Annotated in this window: 12 protein-coding genes; 2 read left to right on the top strand and 10 right to left on the bottom strand. The window is 64.0% G+C overall.

Annotated elements, in window-relative coordinates:
* Positions 1-171 precede the first annotated feature (171 nt).
* The 7 genes from truA to leuC form a co-directional block, all read right to left on the bottom strand.
* The gene (gene truA, locus LQD11_RS14345) at positions 172-972 is read right to left on the bottom strand and encodes a tRNA pseudouridine(38-40) synthase TruA (protein ID WP_238618158.1); all 801 of its coding nucleotides are present in this window, start codon (positions 970-972) and stop codon (positions 172-174) included.
* 49 nt (positions 973-1021) lie between these two features.
* Entirely contained in the window at positions 1022-1705 is a 684-nt protein-coding gene (locus LQD11_RS14340; protein WP_238618157.1) for a CbiQ family ECF transporter T component, read from the bottom strand.
* A gap of 34 nt (positions 1706-1739) precedes the next feature.
* The gene (locus LQD11_RS14335) at positions 1740-4496 is read right to left on the bottom strand and encodes a FimV/HubP family polar landmark protein (RefSeq protein ID WP_238618156.1); all 2757 of its coding nucleotides are present in this window, start codon (positions 4494-4496) and stop codon (positions 1740-1742) included.
* 117 nt (positions 4497-4613) lie between these two features.
* Complete coding sequence (locus LQD11_RS14330) at positions 4614-5636, bottom strand: aspartate-semialdehyde dehydrogenase (RefSeq protein ID WP_238618155.1); 1023 nt, start codon at positions 5634-5636, stop codon at positions 4614-4616.
* 118 nt (positions 5637-5754) lie between these two features.
* A complete protein-coding gene (leuB, locus tag LQD11_RS14325; RefSeq protein WP_238618154.1) occupies positions 5755-6834 on the bottom strand; it encodes a 3-isopropylmalate dehydrogenase in 1080 nt (359 codons plus the stop codon).
* 101 nt (positions 6835-6935) lie between these two features.
* Positions 6936-7571, bottom strand: coding sequence for a 3-isopropylmalate dehydratase small subunit (leuD, locus tag LQD11_RS14320; protein ID WP_008932795.1), 636 nt, complete (start codon positions 7569-7571; stop codon positions 6936-6938).
* 17 nt (positions 7572-7588) lie between these two features.
* Positions 7589-8995, bottom strand: coding sequence for a 3-isopropylmalate dehydratase large subunit (leuC, locus tag LQD11_RS14315; protein WP_008932794.1), 1407 nt, complete (start codon positions 8993-8995; stop codon positions 7589-7591).
* Between the two features lie 192 nt (positions 8996-9187).
* Between leuC and LQD11_RS14310 the strand changes: the two genes are divergently transcribed.
* Positions 9188-10090 (top strand): LysR family transcriptional regulator, encoded by a 903-nt coding sequence (locus tag LQD11_RS14310; protein ID WP_238618153.1) that lies wholly within the window; start codon positions 9188-9190, stop codon positions 10088-10090.
* A gap of 228 nt (positions 10091-10318) precedes the next feature.
* Positions 10319-11926 carry an alpha/beta hydrolase gene (locus LQD11_RS14305; protein WP_238618152.1) on the top strand — a complete coding sequence of 536 codons (1608 nt, stop codon included), beginning with the start codon at positions 10319-10321 and terminating at the stop codon, positions 11924-11926.
* 60 nt (positions 11927-11986) lie between these two features.
* Here LQD11_RS14305 and LQD11_RS14300 read toward each other — a convergent pair whose 3' ends face one another.
* The 3 genes from LQD11_RS14300 to LQD11_RS14290 all read right to left on the bottom strand — a co-directional run bounded on the left by LQD11_RS14300 (position 11987) and on the right by LQD11_RS14290 (position 16756).
* A complete protein-coding gene (locus LQD11_RS14300; protein WP_238618151.1) occupies positions 11987-13432 on the bottom strand; it encodes a GntP family permease in 1446 nt (481 codons plus the stop codon).
* Positions 13429-14523: a patatin-like phospholipase family protein gene (locus tag LQD11_RS14295; protein ID WP_238618150.1), complete on the bottom strand. Its 1095-nt coding sequence runs from the start codon at positions 14521-14523 to the stop codon at positions 13429-13431. Before LQD11_RS14295 ends, LQD11_RS14300 begins: the two co-directional genes overlap by 4 nt.
* A gap of 169 nt (positions 14524-14692) precedes the next feature.
* Positions 14693-16756, bottom strand: a complete 2064-nt coding sequence (locus LQD11_RS14290; RefSeq protein ID WP_238618149.1) for an alpha/beta fold hydrolase — start codon at positions 16754-16756, stop codon at positions 14693-14695.
* Between the last annotated feature and the right edge of the window lie 138 nt (positions 16757-16894).

Below are 16894 nucleotides of genomic sequence, written 5' to 3'. Positions count from 1 at the left end.
CCCAGGGTGCCCGCCGCAGCGGGATTGACTTGGTTTTCCTGGAGGCATGCAAGACCTGTGCCCGGCCTTTAATGGGTGGTATTTGTCTGTTTTTAATGGATAAAAAAAAGATCACCCAGGGAGAATGTGGGGCTTGCCACAGGGAAATGTCGGGAAAGTCACAGCCACCGGCTAAACGAAGCCGTAGCGGGGAATGACCGCCTCCGGGCGCAGGTCGAACTGCGCGTCATACCCCACCTGAACCAGATACAGGCCGTCCGGCGGCGCCGTCACCCCGCCCTGGCTGCGATCCCGGGCTTCCCGCAGTTCCGCCAACCAGTCACTGGGCCGCTCGCCTCGACCCACGCACATGAGGGCGCCGGCGATATTGCGCACCATGTGATGCAAAAAGGCATTGGCCCGAATATCCAGATAGATGAAATCCCCATCGCGGGTCACCGACACCGACTGCACCTCCCGGATGGGATGACGGGCCTGACAACCCAGGGCACGGAAACTGCTGAAATCATGTTCGCCCAGCAGATGCTGGGCCGCCTCGTGCATGGGCTCCGCCGCCAGGGGACGGTGATACCAGGTCACCCGCCCACGCAGGACGGCGGGACGGGCCAAACGGTTCAGGAAGACATAGCGATAAAGGCGCCAGCGAGCGGAGAACCGGGCATGGAAATCCGGTGCCACGGGCCTGACCCACTGCAGACTGATCTCCGGCGTGAGATTGCTGTTGCCGCCCAGCAGCCAGGCATGGGGCGGACGGTCGGCGGTGGTATCGAAATGCACGATCTGACAGGTGGCATGCACCCCGGCATCGGTACGGCCGGCACAGGTCACCTGCACGGGATGATCCGCCACCTTGGCCAGCGCCCGTTCCACCAGGGGCTGGATGGTGCGGCCATCCTTCTGCTGCTGCCAGCCCCGGAATCCGGAGCCGTCGTATTCAAGTCCGATCGCCAGTCGACGGGGGGTGTCGTTCATTGGATTCGTGGGGCATGAATGGGAGGCGGGATGATACCAGTTCCCGGCATCAGTGCAGGGCGGCCAGCAGCAGCGGTAGCAGGATCAGGCACAGCAACAGCCACTGACCCGGTCCCGGTGGCGGCACGGGATCCAGGCGAATGGGCTCCAGCGGCGCCTTCTCCGCCTGCTCCAGCACCTCCCGAAACAGACCGGTGGCCCGCTGCCCCAGCCCCTGAAGCCGCGCCTTGGGACCTTGCGGCGCGGTATCCGGACGGCCGGCGGCGGCCAGTATCCGGACTTGGGGCAGTGCCTCCAGGGTCAGCACCAGCCGCACGGCGAAACGTTCCCGGGGCAGGCCCAGCGGCGCCAGGGGACGGGTGAGCCACAACAGCCCCTTGACCAGGGATTCCCGCGAGGTGACATGCAGTAACCAGACCACGGCGGCCACCGCCAGTACCAGCACCAGGGTCCGCTGCAGGCCCATCACCAGACCTTCCCGCCCCGGAGACCAGGCCCCCATCCATTCCAGCAACGGCGTACCGGGGGTGAACCAGCCAAAGATCAGGATGATGGAAAGAAAGAACCACTTGAGGCGGCGGGACATCGCCAGGAACCGCCCCACGCCCTCGGCGCCGGTGGCCGCCAGCGCGACGGCGGCCAGTAGACCGCCCACCGCCAGCACGGCCCAGCCGGCCTGGGCCACGCACAGGATGAACAGGACGACACCCAGAATCTTCAGGGCCGGGTGCATCCGCTCAGACACTCAACATCACGCCGGAGCAGGGTCAGCGGATCTGATCCAGCAGTTCCCGAGCCTCCTGCTGCTGCAGGGCATCACCTTCCGCCAGGACTTCTTCCAGGGTGGCGCGGGCACCTTCCGCGTCGCCCATGTCGATGTAGGCGCGGGCCAGGTCCAGCTTGGTGCTGACTTCATCGCCGAGGCCGAAGGCATCTTCCAGACTCTGGGTGTCGTCCTCCAGATTTCTCAGATCATCTTCGGTAAAGGAGTCCTCCAACAGACGTACCGTATCGTCCGCATCGTCCTTCCTGGAGGACTCGGACACCTTGAGGGTGGCGTCTTCATCCGCCCAGTCCAGATCCTTGAGATCGATTTCCAGCGTTGCCTCGTCCTCAGGGGACGGCGGTTCCGCCGGCCGATCAGGCGTCGAGGCGGGGTGCCGCTCAGGCCGGTCGAGATTGACCGTCTCATCCCCCTGATCCGCCGGCGCCGGAGGTTTGGCGGACTCCGACTCCAACGCGTCAATGTCGAAATCCAGGTCCCCCAGGCTGAACTGGAGGGTGTCCTCCTCCTCGTCCCGAACCCTCCCGGCATCCCGGGTTGGCTCGGTCGGCGCCGCGGCATCCTGCATACGGGTCGGCGCTTCTTCTTCACTCCCTGGCTGCAGTGCCGTCGGTGCTTCCTCATCAATACCGGAGGCATCGGAACGGTCCTTCACCAGGGTATCCAGGTCATCGTGGATATCAAAATCCACATCGCCCAGGGATACATCCAGATCCTGCGTACTCAGGAGATCGCTGTCGTCGCTGCCCGCCGAAGACACTGGGGAAGATGCCTTGCCCATGCCCTGATAGAGGCTGTTACCCGGGCTCAGTTCCTGTCCCATGGTCACCAGTCGATCCCACAGGGCGGAAGCACGGTCTCCCTTGAGTTCGGACATCCGTGCCGCCGTCTCGTCGAAGGCGCCCTGGTTGCCGGTGGCAAAGTAGGTTTCCGCCAGCTTGAACTGGTAATCGGGACGCTCGGGCTCACGGACCAGGGCCTCCTTGAGCAAATCCTCGGCCTGCTGGTAGAGGCCGTAGGCCAGATAGACATCGGCTTCGGCGATGGTGTCGTCATTGATCACTTCATCCCAGCTGCCCGCCTCGGAAGGTGTACCGTCAGCAGCGGACACGGAGATCTGGGGCAATGGGGTCTCCACGGTATCCATCATGGCCGTGGAAGTCAGGTCAACCTGCGCGGTTTCACTGCCCGTCATGGTCCCGGACGAAGCGGGTCTGGTCGCCGTCGCGGCCAGACCGGCACCCGCCGCCGCGGCCCCGGTGGTCAGGGTGGCGGTACCGGTACCGACTGCGGAAGCCGGCGTCTCCTGCTCACGGAACGAACGCATCGGCGGGGCGGTCGCCTCCCCGGCCTCATCGGACTGACCACGCAGACGCCGCAGGGTCAGCAGGATCAGGGCAAGGATGAGAAGGATACCGAAGCCCCCGCCGATCAGCAGGGACGGGCTGCGCAACAGCTCGGCCAGGAAGCCGGTCGTCTGGGGCTGAGGTGCCGGTACGGTGACGGGAGGCTGGGGAGCGGCAGGCGCAGCCGGTGCCGGGGCCTCCGGTGGGACCTCAGGCACCGCGGGCGGCAGGGGTTCGGGGATCATCGGTGCCGAGGGCGGCACCGGCGCGGGCATGGCATCCATGTCCTCGCCCTGGGCAAGGGCCAGTTGCCGTTGCAACTGTGCCAGTTGCTGATTGTTCAGTGCCAGCAGGCGACCCTGACGTTCCAGCAGGTCTTCCAGTTCGCGGATGCGGTCCCGCAGTTCGAGACTTTCCTGGCGCCGAGTTTCACTGGTCTCCCGCAGCAGGGTCAGTTCCTGTTCCAGGCGTGCCGCCCGATCGGCCGTCCGGGCATCGGGTTCGGCCACGATCTCCAGGCGTCCCTCCTCCGCCGTCCTCGGCGCCGGATCCGGCAGTGCCACGGCGGGGGGCGCGGGCGGTGCATCCGGCGCGGCCGGAACCTGGGGCCTGGGCGGCTGTTCGGCGGCACGGGCCCGATACTCCCGCCACAGACGGTGCTGAGCGGCCACCTCGCGACGGGCCTCCGCCGCGCTCAGGGCCATGATCTCGTCACGCCCGGGCACCCGCAGCACGCTACCGCTGCGGACATTGTTGATGTTGTCGTCGGGGAACGCCTCGGGATTGGCGCGCAACAGGGCCATCATCATCTGTTCGACCGAGATACCGGCATCCGGACGCAGTCGCGTGCCCAGGTCCCACATGGTGTCCCCTCCCCTGACCCGGTAGGTGGACGGGGGGGGGGTCGCGGCATCCGGGCGGGGCGTACCAGGCGGCGGCGGACGGCGGTCGACCGGAGCGGGAGCGGTCACGGCGGGGGCCGGCGGCTGTGCCCGTTCGAACATGGTGGGCGGATCCAGGAGCACGGTGTACTCACGGACCAGTCGACCACCGGGCCAGCTGGCTTCAATCAGGAAATTCAGGAAGGGTTCGCGGATGGGGTTACGGGAGGTGACCCGAATCACATGACGTCCATCCGACGTGGTGACCGGCTCGAACTGAAGATCGGAGAGCAGGTGGGCGCGATCAATGCCCAGACGCTGAAACAGGGCATCGGGGGCCAGCCTGACCACCAGGTCTTCCATCTCCCCGGGGCGCACGGACAAGAGGTGGATCTCCGCCCGCAGGGGCTGATTCAGTGCCGAACGGGTATCGATCTCCCCCAAGCCAAGGGCCACGGACGCCCCCGGCGCCATGAGTGCCCACAAGGCGGTTCCCAAAGCCAGTCTGCGCACGGCATGTCCCCTTTCTGAAACGGTCCGGCCAAGTCCCCTGCCGATGTGACGCGCCCTGCATCCGGACCGGCGGAACTGCATTGCCGGTCAGGTGCAGGGACAGGTCAGGACCTATGCTTAAAGAAAATCTTTTATCAAAACTTCCGCGATTTGAATACTGTTCAAGGCCGCGCCCTTGCGGACATTGTCCGCCACCACCCACAGGTTCAGGCCGCGGGGATGGGAGATGTCTTCCCGGATGCGCCCGACAAACACCGGATCCTGGGAGGCACTTTCCGTAACCGCCGTGGGATAACCGCCGTCACGGCGTTCGTCCATGACCACCACGCCGGGCGCCCTGGACAGCAGTTCACGGGCCTGTTCGGCGGTGAGCTTGTCGCGGGTCTCGATGTGCACCGCTTCGGAATGACCGTAGAACACGGGCACGCGCACCGTGGTGGGGTTCACCTGGATCCGGTCATCCTCCATGATCTTACGGGTCTCCCAGACCATCTTCATTTCTTCCTTGGTGTAGCCATTCTCCATGAAGACGTCGATGTGCGGCAGTACGTTGAAGGCGATCTGCTTGGGATAGACCTTGCATTCCACCGGCTTGCCGTTGAGCAACTGAGCGGTCTGGGTAGCCAGTTCCTCGATGGCCTCCTTGCCGGTGCCGGACACGGCCTGGTAGGTGGCCACGTTGATGCGCTCGATGCCGGCGGCATCGTGCAGGGGCTTGAGGGCCACCAGCATCTGAATGGTGGAGCAGTTGGGGTTGGCGATGATGCCGCGGTTCTTGTACCCGGCCACCGCATGGGGGTTGACCTCCGGTACCACCAGCGGGATGTCGTCGTCGTAACGGAACTGGGAGGTGTTGTCGATCACCACGCAACCGGCGGCAGCGGCCTTGGGTGCATACTCCTTGGACACGGAGGCACCGGGTGAAAACAGGCCGATCTGCACCTTGGAGAAATCGAAGGTGGCCAGGTCTTCCACCACCAGTTGCTTGTTACCGAAGGCCACCCGGCTGCCGGCGGAGCGGCTGCTGGCCACGGCATGGACATTGCCTACCGGGAACTTGCGTTCCGCCAGGATGGACAACATGGTCTCGCCCACGGCGCCGGTGGCGCCGACCACGGCCACATCATAGGTTTTGCTCATCGCTCAATAATTCCTTGGATTCGGTATCTGTCGTTCGAACTGCGTTGTGTATCAGTCTAACAGGTACGCCGGTATCCGCACGAAAATCCCGGATACCGGCCATCGTCTGCCTTGCCCGTCAGTCCGCCAGCGCGGCCACCACGGCCTCGCCCATCTCTCGGGTTCCCACCTTGCGGCAGCCTTCGGTCCAGATGTCGGCGGTGCGCAGCCCCTGATCCAGCACCCGGCCCACCGCGGCTTCCACGCGGGCGGCCTGGGCCTCTTCGTTCAGGGTGTAGCGCAGCATCATGGCCACCGACAGCAAGGTGGCCAGCGGATTGGCCACGCCCTGGCCGGCGATGTCCGGGGCGGAGCCGTGAATGGGCTCGTACATGCCCTTGCCTCCGGCGTCCAGGGAGGCGGAAGGCAGCATACCGATGGAACCGGTGAGCATGGCGGCGGCATCGGAGAGGATATCGCCGAACATGTTTTCCGTCACGATCACGTCGAACTGCTTGGGTGCCCGCACCAGCTGCATGGCCGCATTGTCCACGTACATGTGGGACAGGGCCACCTCCGGGTACTCCTTGGCCACCCGCTCGGCCACCTCGCGCCAGAGCTGGGAGACTTCCAGCACATTGGCCTTGTCCACCGAACACAGGCGGCGATCACGTTTCATGGCGATCTCGAAACCACTGCGTACGATGCGTTCGATTTCCGGCTCGGAATAGATGATGGTGTTGAAGCCTTCCCGCACCCCGTCCTCGCGGGTCTGGATGCCGCGGGGCTTGCCGAAGTAGGCACCGCCGGTCAGCTCGCGCAGGATCATGATGTCCAGGCCGCCAACGATCTCCGGCTTCAGGGCCGAGGCGGATGCCAGCTGCGGATAGAGGATGGCCGGGCGCAGGTTGGAGAACAGGGCCAGCTCGGAGCGGATGGCCAGCAGCCCCCGTTCGGGGCGCAGTTCCCAGGCCAGCTGGTCATAGCGGGGGCCGCCCACAGCACCCAGCAGGATCGCATCGGCAGCCCGGGCCAGGGCTAGGGTCTCGTCGGGCAGCGGCTTGCCGGCGGCATCATAGCCCGCGCCGCCGATGGGGGCCTCTTCCAGTTCCACGGCCAGGCCGAAACGGTCCTTGAGCGCGTTGAGAAGACGAGTGGCCTCGGCAACGATTTCCGGGCCGATGCCGTCACCGGGCAGGATGAGAATGTTCTGGGTCATGAATGTCGATTCTCCGCGATGAATGGAATTGGAGAGAGGGGCTTTGCATGGGGCTCCCTTCTCCCCCTTGGGGGAGAAGGGCCGGGGATGAGGGGAAAGGCTCAGAACAGCCAGGGCGCCTCGGTCCGACGACGGGCCTCGTAGGCCCGGATATCCTCCCCGTGCTGCAAGGTCAGGCCGATGTCATCCAGACCATTGAGCAGGCAGTGGCGGCGGAAGGGGTCCACCTGGAACGGGAAGGATGCCCCGGATGGCGTCACCACGGTCTGGGCCTGAAGGTCCACGGTCAGCCTGTAGCCCGGCGAGGCCTCGGCCTCGCGGAACAGTTGATCGACAATGGCCTCGTCCAGAATCAGGGGCAGCAGGCCGTTCTTGAAGCTGTTGTTGAAGAAGATGTCCGCAAAGCTCGGCGCGATGACCACGCGAAAACCGTAGTTGGTCAGGGCCCATACCGCGTGTTCGCGAGAGGAACCGCAACCGAAGTTCTTGCGCGCCAGCAGGATCCGCGCCCCCTCGTAGCGAGGCTGGTTGAGTACGAAGTCGGGGTTCACCCGACGCCGGCTGTGGTCCATGCCCGGCTCACCCGGGTCCAGGTAGCGCCAGTCATCGAACAGGTTGGGGCCGAAACCGGTGCGTTTCACGGACTTGAGGTACTGCTTGGGGATGATGGCGTCCGTATCCACGTTGGAGCGGTCCAGCGGACAGACCAGGGCGTTGAGTGTCTCGAATTTTTCCATCACTGCGGTACCTTTTGTCAGTTGAGCTCACGCACGTCCACGAATCGGCCCGTCACCGCCGCCGCCGCGGCCATGGCCGGACTCACCAGATGGGTGCGGCCACCCAAGCCCTGACGACTCTCGAAATTACGGTTGGAGGTGGAGGCGCAACGCTCGCCGGGCTCAAGCCGGTCCGCATTCATGGCCAGGCACATGGAACAGCCCGGTTCACGCCATTCGAACCCGGCATCCAGGAAGATGCGATCCAGCCCCTCCTGTTCCGCCTGCTGCTTCACCAACCCGGAACCGGGCACCACCAGGGCCAGCTTCACGTTCCCGGCCACGCGACGTCCCTTGACCACCTCGGCGGCGGCGCGGATATCCTCCAGGCGGGCATTGGTACAGGAACCGATGAAAATCTTGTCCACGGTGATGTCGGACACCGGCATGCCGGCGGTCAGGCCCATGTACTCCAGAGCCCGGCGCATGCCGTTGGCCTTCACCTCGTCGGCCACCGCGTCCGGGTTGGGGACCTTGCCGGAGACCGGCAACACCATTTCGGGAGAGGTGCCCCAGGTCACCTGGGGTTCGATGCCGGCGGCGTCGATATGCACCACCCGGTCGAACCGGGCATCGGGATCGGAATGGAGTTCGCGCCAGGCCGCCACCGCCTGGTGCCAGTAGGCCCCCTTGGGTGCAAAGGGACGACCCTTGACGTAATCGATGGTGGTGTCGTCCACCGCCACCATGCCGGCACGGGCACCGGCCTCGATGGCCATGTTGCAGACGGTCATGCGTCCTTCCATGGACAGGGCGCGGATAGCGTCTCCCCCGAACTCAATGGCATAGCCGGTACCACCGGCGGTGCCGATCTCGCCGATGATGGCCAGCACGATGTCCTTGGCGGTGACACCGGGACCCACCTGCCCGTCCACGGAGATGAGCATGCTCTTCATTTTCTTCTGCAACAGGCACTGGGTGGCCAGCACATGCTCCACCTCGGAGGTGCCGATGCCCATGGCCAGGGCACCGAAGGCGCCGTGGGTGGAGGTGTGGGAATCGCCACAGACCACGGTCATGCCCGGCAGGGTGGCCCCCTGCTCCGGTCCAATCACATGGACGATGCCCTGGCGGATGTCCCCCATGGGGAAAAAGGTGAGCCCGAAATGCCGCACGTTCTGCTGCAGGGTCTCCACCTGGGTGCGGGAGACCGGATCGGCGATGCCCTGATCCCGATCACGGGTGGGTACGTTGTGGTCGGGGACCGCCACCACGGAGTGGCTGCGCCAGGGCTTGCGGCCAGCCAGTCGCAGGCCCTCGAAGGCCTGGGGCGAGGTCACCTCGTGGACCAGATGCCGGTCGATATACAGGAGCGCGGTGCCGTCCTCTTCGGTACGGACCACGTGGGCATCCCAGAGCTTGTCGTAAAGGGTCTTTGCAGTCATCACGCTTACCTCGGTGTACGCTGGGAATGAGGATAGGCCGATCTGTTTGATAACACAAATTCATGTTATTCATGAATGAGATTCCCATAAAGAATGCATATCCCGATCATGAGGCCCTTCATCCCCGGCCCTTCTCCCAGGCGGGGAGAAGGATCAAGATCAGTCTCAGCCACTCTGCCATGATGATTCTCCATGCTGATCGATAACCTGAAAGCCTTCACCGCCGTTGCCACCGCCGGCTCCTTTTCCCGGGCCGCGGAAATGCTGCACCTGACCCAACCAGCGGTGAGCAAGCGGGTGGCCGCCCTGGAGGAAGAACTGGGACGCCGGCTGTTCGACCGCATCGGCCGCCAGGTCAGCCTGACCGAGGCGGGTCGCGTATTGCTGCCCCAGGCCCGGCGCATCCTGCTGGACCTGGAAGAGACCCGTCGGCTCCTGGACAGTCTGTCGGACCGGGTGGAAGGCCCCCTGGTGCTGGCCACCTCCCATCACATCGGCCTGCGGCGTCTGCCGCCGGTGCTCAAGGCCTTCGCCCGGCAATATCCCGCCGTGGAGCTGGACATCCGCTTCATGGATTCCGAGGATGCCTGCCGGTTTGCGGAACAGGGGCTGGTGGATCTGGCGGTGGTGACGCTGCCGGAGAGGCCCTCTCCCCTGCTGAGCTGCCGGGTGATCTGGGATGACCCGCTGGTGCCCATGGCCGCGCCGGATCATGATCTGACCCGGGGGGATGTCACCCCGCAACGGCTCAATGCCCATGCCGCCATCCTGCCGCCGGCGGGTACCTTCACCCGGGGTCTGGTGGAGCGGGCCTTCCTGCCCCTGGGTATCGCCCCCGCCCGGATTCTTGAGACCAATTATCTGGAGACCATTCAGATGATGGTCGGGATCGGGCTGGGCTGGGGGGTATTACCCCTGTCCATGGGGGAATCCCTGCAACGGCTGGCGCTGGAGGGGTTGACCATGGGACGGTCACTGGGCTGGGTCACCCACCGGGAACGCACCCGTTCCAACGCCGCCACCGCCCTGATCCGACTGCTGGAAGCTCAGCGGGCAATGTCCGGCAGACTGTCGGAGTTTCCGCCCATGGGATGAGAGCATTCCCGCAATGCAATGTTCCTGTACCGACCATGAGCCACTTTCGCCCGATTGATCGTCATACTGCTTGCATCATCGAGCATGCTGTAAAGCAGCGCCCCCCAGACCCGCCATTGAGTAGGTTGAGTGCCATGGAGTCGGCGTTGGCTTGCCTGCGTTCCGACAGCATACTACCGCTGTCGAAGCAGCTTGCCCCCTTTCCCTGCCTATTCAGCGAGACCGCAAATGTACCTAAGCGTCGTGGGTCTACTCGTCGGAACCGTCTTCTTTGCCTTTTCGCTGACGCCCTCCCTGCTACCACGCCCGTTCCTGATCCAGGGCGTGATCTCCGGACTTTCTTTCGCCGCGGGTTATGGTCTGGGTGTCGCCGGCGTATGGTTCTGGAAGTACCTGGAATTGCCAACCCCGAGCAAGCGGACGGTCCGATTCACCCAGGTCGTTGCGGGCCTGCTCTGCGTGCTGATCACGTTCAGCTTCATTTGGCAGGCATCGGAATGGCAGAACTCCCTCCGCGCACTGATGGGAATCGAAGAACTCGCGGGTGTTCAGCCGGTGCTGTTGGGCGTCATCGCCGCGCTGGTGTTTGTACTGATGCTTTCTTTGGCTCGTCTGTTCAAGTGGGTCTTTCGTACACTGTCCATCAGGCTCCACCGGTACGTCCCGCGCCGCATATCCCAGATCTTCAGCATCACCGCCGCCGTGTTTCTGTTCTGGACGGTGATCAACGGCGTGCTGGTCAGTTCAACGCTGCGTGTCTTGGATCGTTCCTTCCAGCAACTGGATGCACTGATCGACGCCGACCTGCCACATCCCGTGCATGCCTGGCAGACGGGCAGTCAAGAGTCGCTGATCAACTGGAAGGATCTGGGCCGACAGGGGCGCAGTTTTGTTGCCGGCGGCCCCACCGCCGAGGAACTCAGCGATTTCTTCGACACACCGGTACCGCCCCCGATTCGGGTTTACGTGGGCCTCAATTCAGCGGATACCCCGGAGCAACGGGCCCGCCTGGCACTGGAAGAACTGAAACGGGCGGGGGGCTTCGATCGCTCCATACTGTTGCTGGTGACACCCACCGGCACGGGCTGGGTGGATCCCTCATCACAGAACACGGTGGAGTACCTGCACCGAGGGGATATCGCCACGGTCGTGGCACAGTACTCCTATTTAAACAGCCCGCTCACCTTGCTGACCGACCAGGGTTATGGGGCGGAGAATGCCCGTGCCCTGTTTACGGAGATCTATCATCACTGGCGCACCCTGCCCCCGGAATCCCGGCCGCGGCTGTTCCTGCGTGGCCTGAGCCTGGGTTCGCTCAACTCCGATCTCTCCTTCGACCTCTTCGACATCATCAATGATCCCTTCGACGGTGCCCTGTGGAGCGGACCACCGTTTCGCAACGAGACATGGCGCAGGGTAACGGCTGAGCGCGATCCAGGCTCCCCGGCCTGGCTGCCCGAGTTCCGAGGCGGGTCGGTCGTCCGGTTCATGAATCAGGAACAGAGGCTCAATCACGGCAAAGAAGAATGGGGAACATTCCGAATCGTCTTTCTGCAGTATGCCAGCGATCCGATCACCTTCTTCAGCCCCGAGTCCGCCTGGAAGGAGCCGGAGTGGATGCGCGAGCCACGCGGCCCGGATGTCTCCCCGGATCTGCGCTGGTTTCCCATCGTGACCATGCTGCAACTGGCCGCCGACATGATGGTGGGCACCGCACCCAAGGGATTCGGGCACGAGTACGCCCCGACCGACTACATCCACGCCTGGCTGGCGCTAACCGAACCCGAGGGCTGGAGCGAGTCCGAACTGCAACGCCTGCTCGCACTGTTTGACTAAAAGACAGTCTCCGGAAGCCTGTGACAGGCTTCCGGAGACTGGGAGAGAGGTCTTTGGGGTTCAGAAACTCCCGAACAACGTCCCCAAGGTGATCAGCACAATCAGCGAGAGGAAGGGCGCCACCATCGCGGCCATCGCCAGATCGAAATAGGCCTGGCGGTGTGTGAGGCCGCAGATGGCCAGCAGGGTGATGACCGCGCCGTTGTGCGGTAGCGTATCCAGTCCACCCGTAGCCACTGCAGTAACGCGGTGCAGCAATTCCGGACTGATCCCTTGGGCGTAAGCCATCTCCAGATAGGTATCACCGAGGGTCGAGAGCGCGATACTCATCCCGCCCGAGGCCGAGCCGGTCATTCCCGCCAGCACGTTCACGGCGATCGCGAGCGAGATCAGCGGGTTATCGCCCCCAAGGCCGACGACCGCATCACGAATCAGCACGAAGGCACCCAGCGAGGCGATCACGGCCCCAAAGCCCACCAGACTGGCGGTGTTAAAGATCGGCAGGAGTGAGGCGTTGGCACCATTGTCGACGGACTGCGTGAGCTTGGGCAGCCGCTTCCAGTTCAGGGCGATCACCGCCAACAGGGAAAGCACCAGGGCCGCGGTCACCGACCAGATCCCGCGCACCTCATCAATGCTGGTCTCGCCGTACAGCGGCAGGGCCAGGAAGTCCGTGTCCATGTTCGGGATGATCACAAAAGTGAACAACAGGTTGATCGCGATCACCAGCACCAGCGGCAGAACGGCGACGAATACCGGTGGCCGACTCACAGGACGCTCCTCCACCGGAAGTTCCATCAGGTCGAAACCCTCACCCGCCGCGCGCTCCCGCAACGCCTTGTTCGGGACGAATTCCGCGTCCGGGTGGTTGCCGTAGCCTTCCGCGGCCAGCTTGCGCGCGCGGTAATTGAGCCAGAGCATGCCGAGGCTGAACATCACCAGCGCCGTGATGATTCCAAGCCCCGGTGCCGCGAAGGGAGAGGTCCCGAAGAACGGCATCGGGATGGCGTTCTGGATGGCGGGCGTACCCGGCAGCGCCGTCATGGTAAAGGTGAAGGCGCCCAGGGCGATGGTTGCGGGAATCAATCGCTTGGGGATATCGGCCTGCCGGAACAGGGCCGCCGCAATCGGGTAGACCGCAAAGGCCACCACGAACAGGGACACCCCGCCGTAGGTCATGACGGCACAGGACAGGACCACGGCCAGGATCGCCTGGCCGCTGCCCAGTTTGGCGATGATGGCGTCGGCAAGCACCCGGGCGCTGCCGGAATCCTCCATCAACTTGCCGAACACGGCGCCGAGCAGGAATACGGGGAAATACAGTGTGATGAAGCCGCCCGCCGAGCCCATGAAAATCTGCGTGTAACTCGCAAGCACCGGGCCATCCATCGTTGCCACCACCGCGAAGGTGGCCAGCGCCGGCGCAAGGATCAGGAGGCTGACGCCTCGATAGGCCAAATACATCAGCAGGCCCAGTGCGATGACGATAACCAGGATCCCCATCATGGCTTCGGCTCCGTTGGCTGGTCGGATGAGGTGGATGTGTCGAGGCTCGGTGGCCTGAAGCTGTCGGTAAAAAGGCTCTTCAGATCGAAGGTGGAACGCTTGCCCAGATCATCGAAATGACGTTCCAGGAAGCTCCCGGCCCAGGCCTGGCCGCGTTCCTTGAGATGGGTCAGATAGCCCCATTCGGCGTTCATCTTGCTTGAGGCATCCAGATTCTTGAGTTCTTCGTGGGCATGGATCAGATGCACGTAGATGTCGCGGTAACGCTCGGATTCGAGTTGCTCGACCTCGATCAACTGGTGCAGGAGTTCGATGGAGCGAAGTTCCTTGATGAGGCTGGCGTTGAAGGTAATCTCGTTGAGTCGATTGATGATCTCGCGGCCGGTGCGCGGTAGTTCTTCCCTTACCAGTGGATTGATCTGAACCACGATCAGATCGCGCGTGGCGCGATCCTCGACCAGCGGGTAGAGCGCGGGGTTCCCGATATAGCCGCCGTCCCAATACGCCTCACCGTCGATCTCCACGGCCTGATACATGAAGGGCAGGCAGGCGGAAGCCATCACCGAGTCCACCGTGAGATCCGGCTGGGTGAAGGTGCGGCCGCGGCCGGTGCGCACATTGGTGGCGGTCACGAAGACCTTGAGATCCTTGCAGTGGTTGACCCGTTCGAAATCCACCCGCGAAGCGACGAGGTCACGCAACGGATTGATGTTCAGGGGATTCAGTTCGTAGGGCGAGAACTGCCGGGTGAGATGTTCGAAAAAGAGGTAACCGGGCGAGTGATCCAGGCTGTAGCGGTTGGTCATTCGGTCCCAAAGCGACCGCTGTATCGGGGAGAGCCGCGCCGCGTCGCTGACCGCCTTCCAGAATCCGGCAAGCGCTTCCCTCGCTCCCTCGCGCCCCCCCTGATCCAGGCCATCGGCCATGACCACCGCGTTCATGGCACCCGCGCTGGTGCCGCTGATGGTGGCGATCTCGATTCGCTCATCCGTCAAGAGCCGGTCCAGCACCCCCCAGGTGAGTGCGCCGTGAGCGCCGCCCCCCTGCAAGGCGAGATCCACCGTTTTTATATCCTTCCCGGCCCTTCTCATCCGAAGTCTCCCTTGACCCCCGAAGCTCTGGCTAATACCGCAACATGGGCACCGTGTCCAGCGTCGGATACAGAAAACCGGACCGGATCGACACTTGCCTCTGGTGAATGCCCCGGAAGCATTGCGGAGCGATTCCCGCCCGGGGGCGAGAGAACGGCTTCGCAAGGAGTTATCGCACCGGGATACCGGTATCCGGATCCCGTGTCGGCCGTGGGCCCCGTTCCGGTCCCTCCAGGTGGAGATGTCGTACTTCCGGGGGCTTGATGAGACCGTGCTCCACAAGATGGAGATGGAGAATGCGGCGGATCTCGACGATGGCCTCGGGGGTCTGCTGCACACTGTGCCCCGCATTCACGAGCAGCGTGCTGGCCGCGCCGGGAAGATAGGCGCTGGCGAACGGGACCACGCCGTCGCTGGAATTCTCGGGCGGGTCCGAGGGATCGTTGCGGGCGATGATGGAGTGGTAGTCGATGCCGGGGGCGATGCCGAGCCGTGACGTCGCTTGCAGGAAGGGATTTGCGGCATCGAGTTGATGGATCGAGGTTGGCGTGCCCCTCAACCTCTCGGCGCTCTCCGGCAGATCCTGTGCAATCGCCTCCGCAACCGCCGCGATACGGAGGATCACATCGGCCGGCAGGCGCACCAGCCTGGTGACGAATCGGCTGAGCCAATTGCCGGCGAACGGCGTGCCGGCATGCGGGCTGGCGAGGAAGACGGAACGGCTGACGCCTTCCAGCGGCTCGAAGCGAATGTAGGGTTCCAGGGGCGCCAGCGCCGCGCGCCTGTCGGAATCCTCGGGGACCCCCAGCGTCTCCATCCAGATATCCTCGCTGCCCTCCAGGATCAATAAACGCGCAATCACCCCACCCATGCTGTGTCCGATCAGGATCATGTCCCGACCGGCCCTGGCCTGCCCCCGGGCATCGACCGCCGCCAGGGTCCGTTCCAGGGCGTACCGGATCTCGAGATGGTTGATCGCGATGGGCAGATTGGTCGGGTAATGCACCTGCCAGATCTGGAAATGGTCGCGCAGGGTCGCGTCACCAAGCACTTCGTTCGCAAGATTGGCCCAGGCCTCCGGACTGCTCGCCAACCCATGCAGCATGATCACGGTAAACCGATCGGGGTCATAGGGCTGCATGAGATGGATACGCGGGTGCATCAGAGACGTATCGCGACCGAGCGTGCTGAGCAGGCCCTGGCGACGGAAACCCGCACGGGACAGCCACAGGGCATAAGAGGCGCTGAAATTCGCGGCCACCGGCACATGCTGACCACGGACCCACGTGGTCCTGCTCCGGTTGGGGTCCAGGATGAGAAGTCGTGCCTCCCGTCGGGACAGCACCTGATCCAGTCCTTCGCCCTCGAACTCCAGCAGGACCGTGGCGGGAGAAAAGCCGATATCCCTCATCGGGAGATCATGCTGGCCGGAGATGTCCGGGGTCCACACGGCGACCAGTTCGCCGCCCAGGCCATCTCTCCGGTAGGTGTTCTGGAGGCCGCGGATCTGCAGGCGCGTGGGCGAGACGATGGATGCGAGACGTTCCGTGCCTCTCTGCAACCGCGGCTCGACCCGCCCGATCGTGAGGCTCCACTGACCGATATCCCGGACCGTACCCTCCACCGGCATCACGGGTGCATCCGCCCTTCGCGTGCGCTGAAATACCAATGTAGCGACACGTTCGACGCTGAAATTATAGTAGTCACGCACCCGCGTCTGGCGGTTTTCCAGCGCGCGCTCCTCCGGTGGACGGGCGTCGAGAAACAGGAAGGCGTACGCGAAACGTGCTGCATCCAGGTAGTCCGCGATGACCTCGTCGGAATCTGCGCCCCTGGCCGCCTGTTCGGTCCGCAGGGCCTTCGCGAGGGACAACTCGGACAGCACCGCCAGAATGCTCTCCGTGTCCTGGTCACCCACCTGGTAGAGCAGTGAGATGCAATCGGACGGCGAGCGCTCGCAGCGTGGTGCTTCGCTCCCCAACAAGAACAGGACGCTGCGCGTTTCCACACTGAAGACGCCGGTCGTCAGGTAGTCGCCGCGCCGCTCCGCGAAGGCGGCCCGCGGATCGGCGTCATCGATGCGGACCGTGGCGCATCCCGCCAATGCGAACAGCGTTATGTACACGACCATCAGCCGGATCAGAGTCACGTCGGTCTCGCGCCGGAACGGGATGTGGGCTGGACGGATTTCACGTTCAAATGCCCGCCCTTTTCTGAAGCGGGAGACTATCATTGCGGCATCGGTTGTGCGACATTCCGGGAAGGGGAAAACCGCTCGGCGGGCCGAGGGAGGGTGCTGTGCGCTTGCGTTCAGTATGGTGGCGGATCGTCAGGTTCACTCCGACCCTTGGTCAGGTACCGGAGTCTTCCG

This window comes from Ectothiorhodospira shaposhnikovii (genome assembly GCF_022227765.1).
GTDB lineage: Bacteria > Pseudomonadota > Gammaproteobacteria > Ectothiorhodospirales > Ectothiorhodospiraceae > Ectothiorhodospira.
This window is presented reverse-complemented; position numbering and strand designations above follow the sequence as displayed.

Coding starts and splice junctions, on each gene's coding strand:
- leuD (WP_008932795.1), bottom strand. CDS start 7,571: ATGGAAAAATTCGAGACACTCAACGCCCTGGTCTGTCCGCTGGACCGC.
- LQD11_RS14295 (WP_238618150.1), bottom strand. CDS start 14,523: ATGAGAAGGGCCGGGAAGGATATAAAAACGGTGGATCTCGCCTTGCAG.
- LQD11_RS14290 (WP_238618149.1), bottom strand. CDS start 16,756: ATGATAGTCTCCCGCTTCAGAAAAGGGCGGGCATTTGAACGTGAAATC.
- truA (WP_238618158.1), bottom strand. CDS start 972: ATGAACGACACCCCCCGTCGACTGGCGATCGGACTTGAATACGACGGC.
- LQD11_RS14330 (WP_238618155.1), bottom strand. CDS start 5,636: ATGAGCAAAACCTATGATGTGGCCGTGGTCGGCGCCACCGGCGCCGTG.
- LQD11_RS14300 (WP_238618151.1), bottom strand. CDS start 13,432: ATGATGGGGATCCTGGTTATCGTCATCGCACTGGGCCTGCTGATGTAT.
- LQD11_RS14310 (WP_238618153.1), top strand. CDS start 9,188: ATGCTGATCGATAACCTGAAAGCCTTCACCGCCGTTGCCACCGCCGGC.
- LQD11_RS14340 (WP_238618157.1), bottom strand. CDS start 1,705: ATGCACCCGGCCCTGAAGATTCTGGGTGTCGTCCTGTTCATCCTGTGC.
- leuC (WP_008932794.1), bottom strand. CDS start 8,995: ATGACTGCAAAGACCCTTTACGACAAGCTCTGGGATGCCCACGTGGTC.
- leuB (WP_238618154.1), bottom strand. CDS start 6,834: ATGACCCAGAACATTCTCATCCTGCCCGGTGACGGCATCGGCCCGGAA.
- LQD11_RS14305 (WP_238618152.1), top strand. CDS start 10,319: ATGTACCTAAGCGTCGTGGGTCTACTCGTCGGAACCGTCTTCTTTGCC.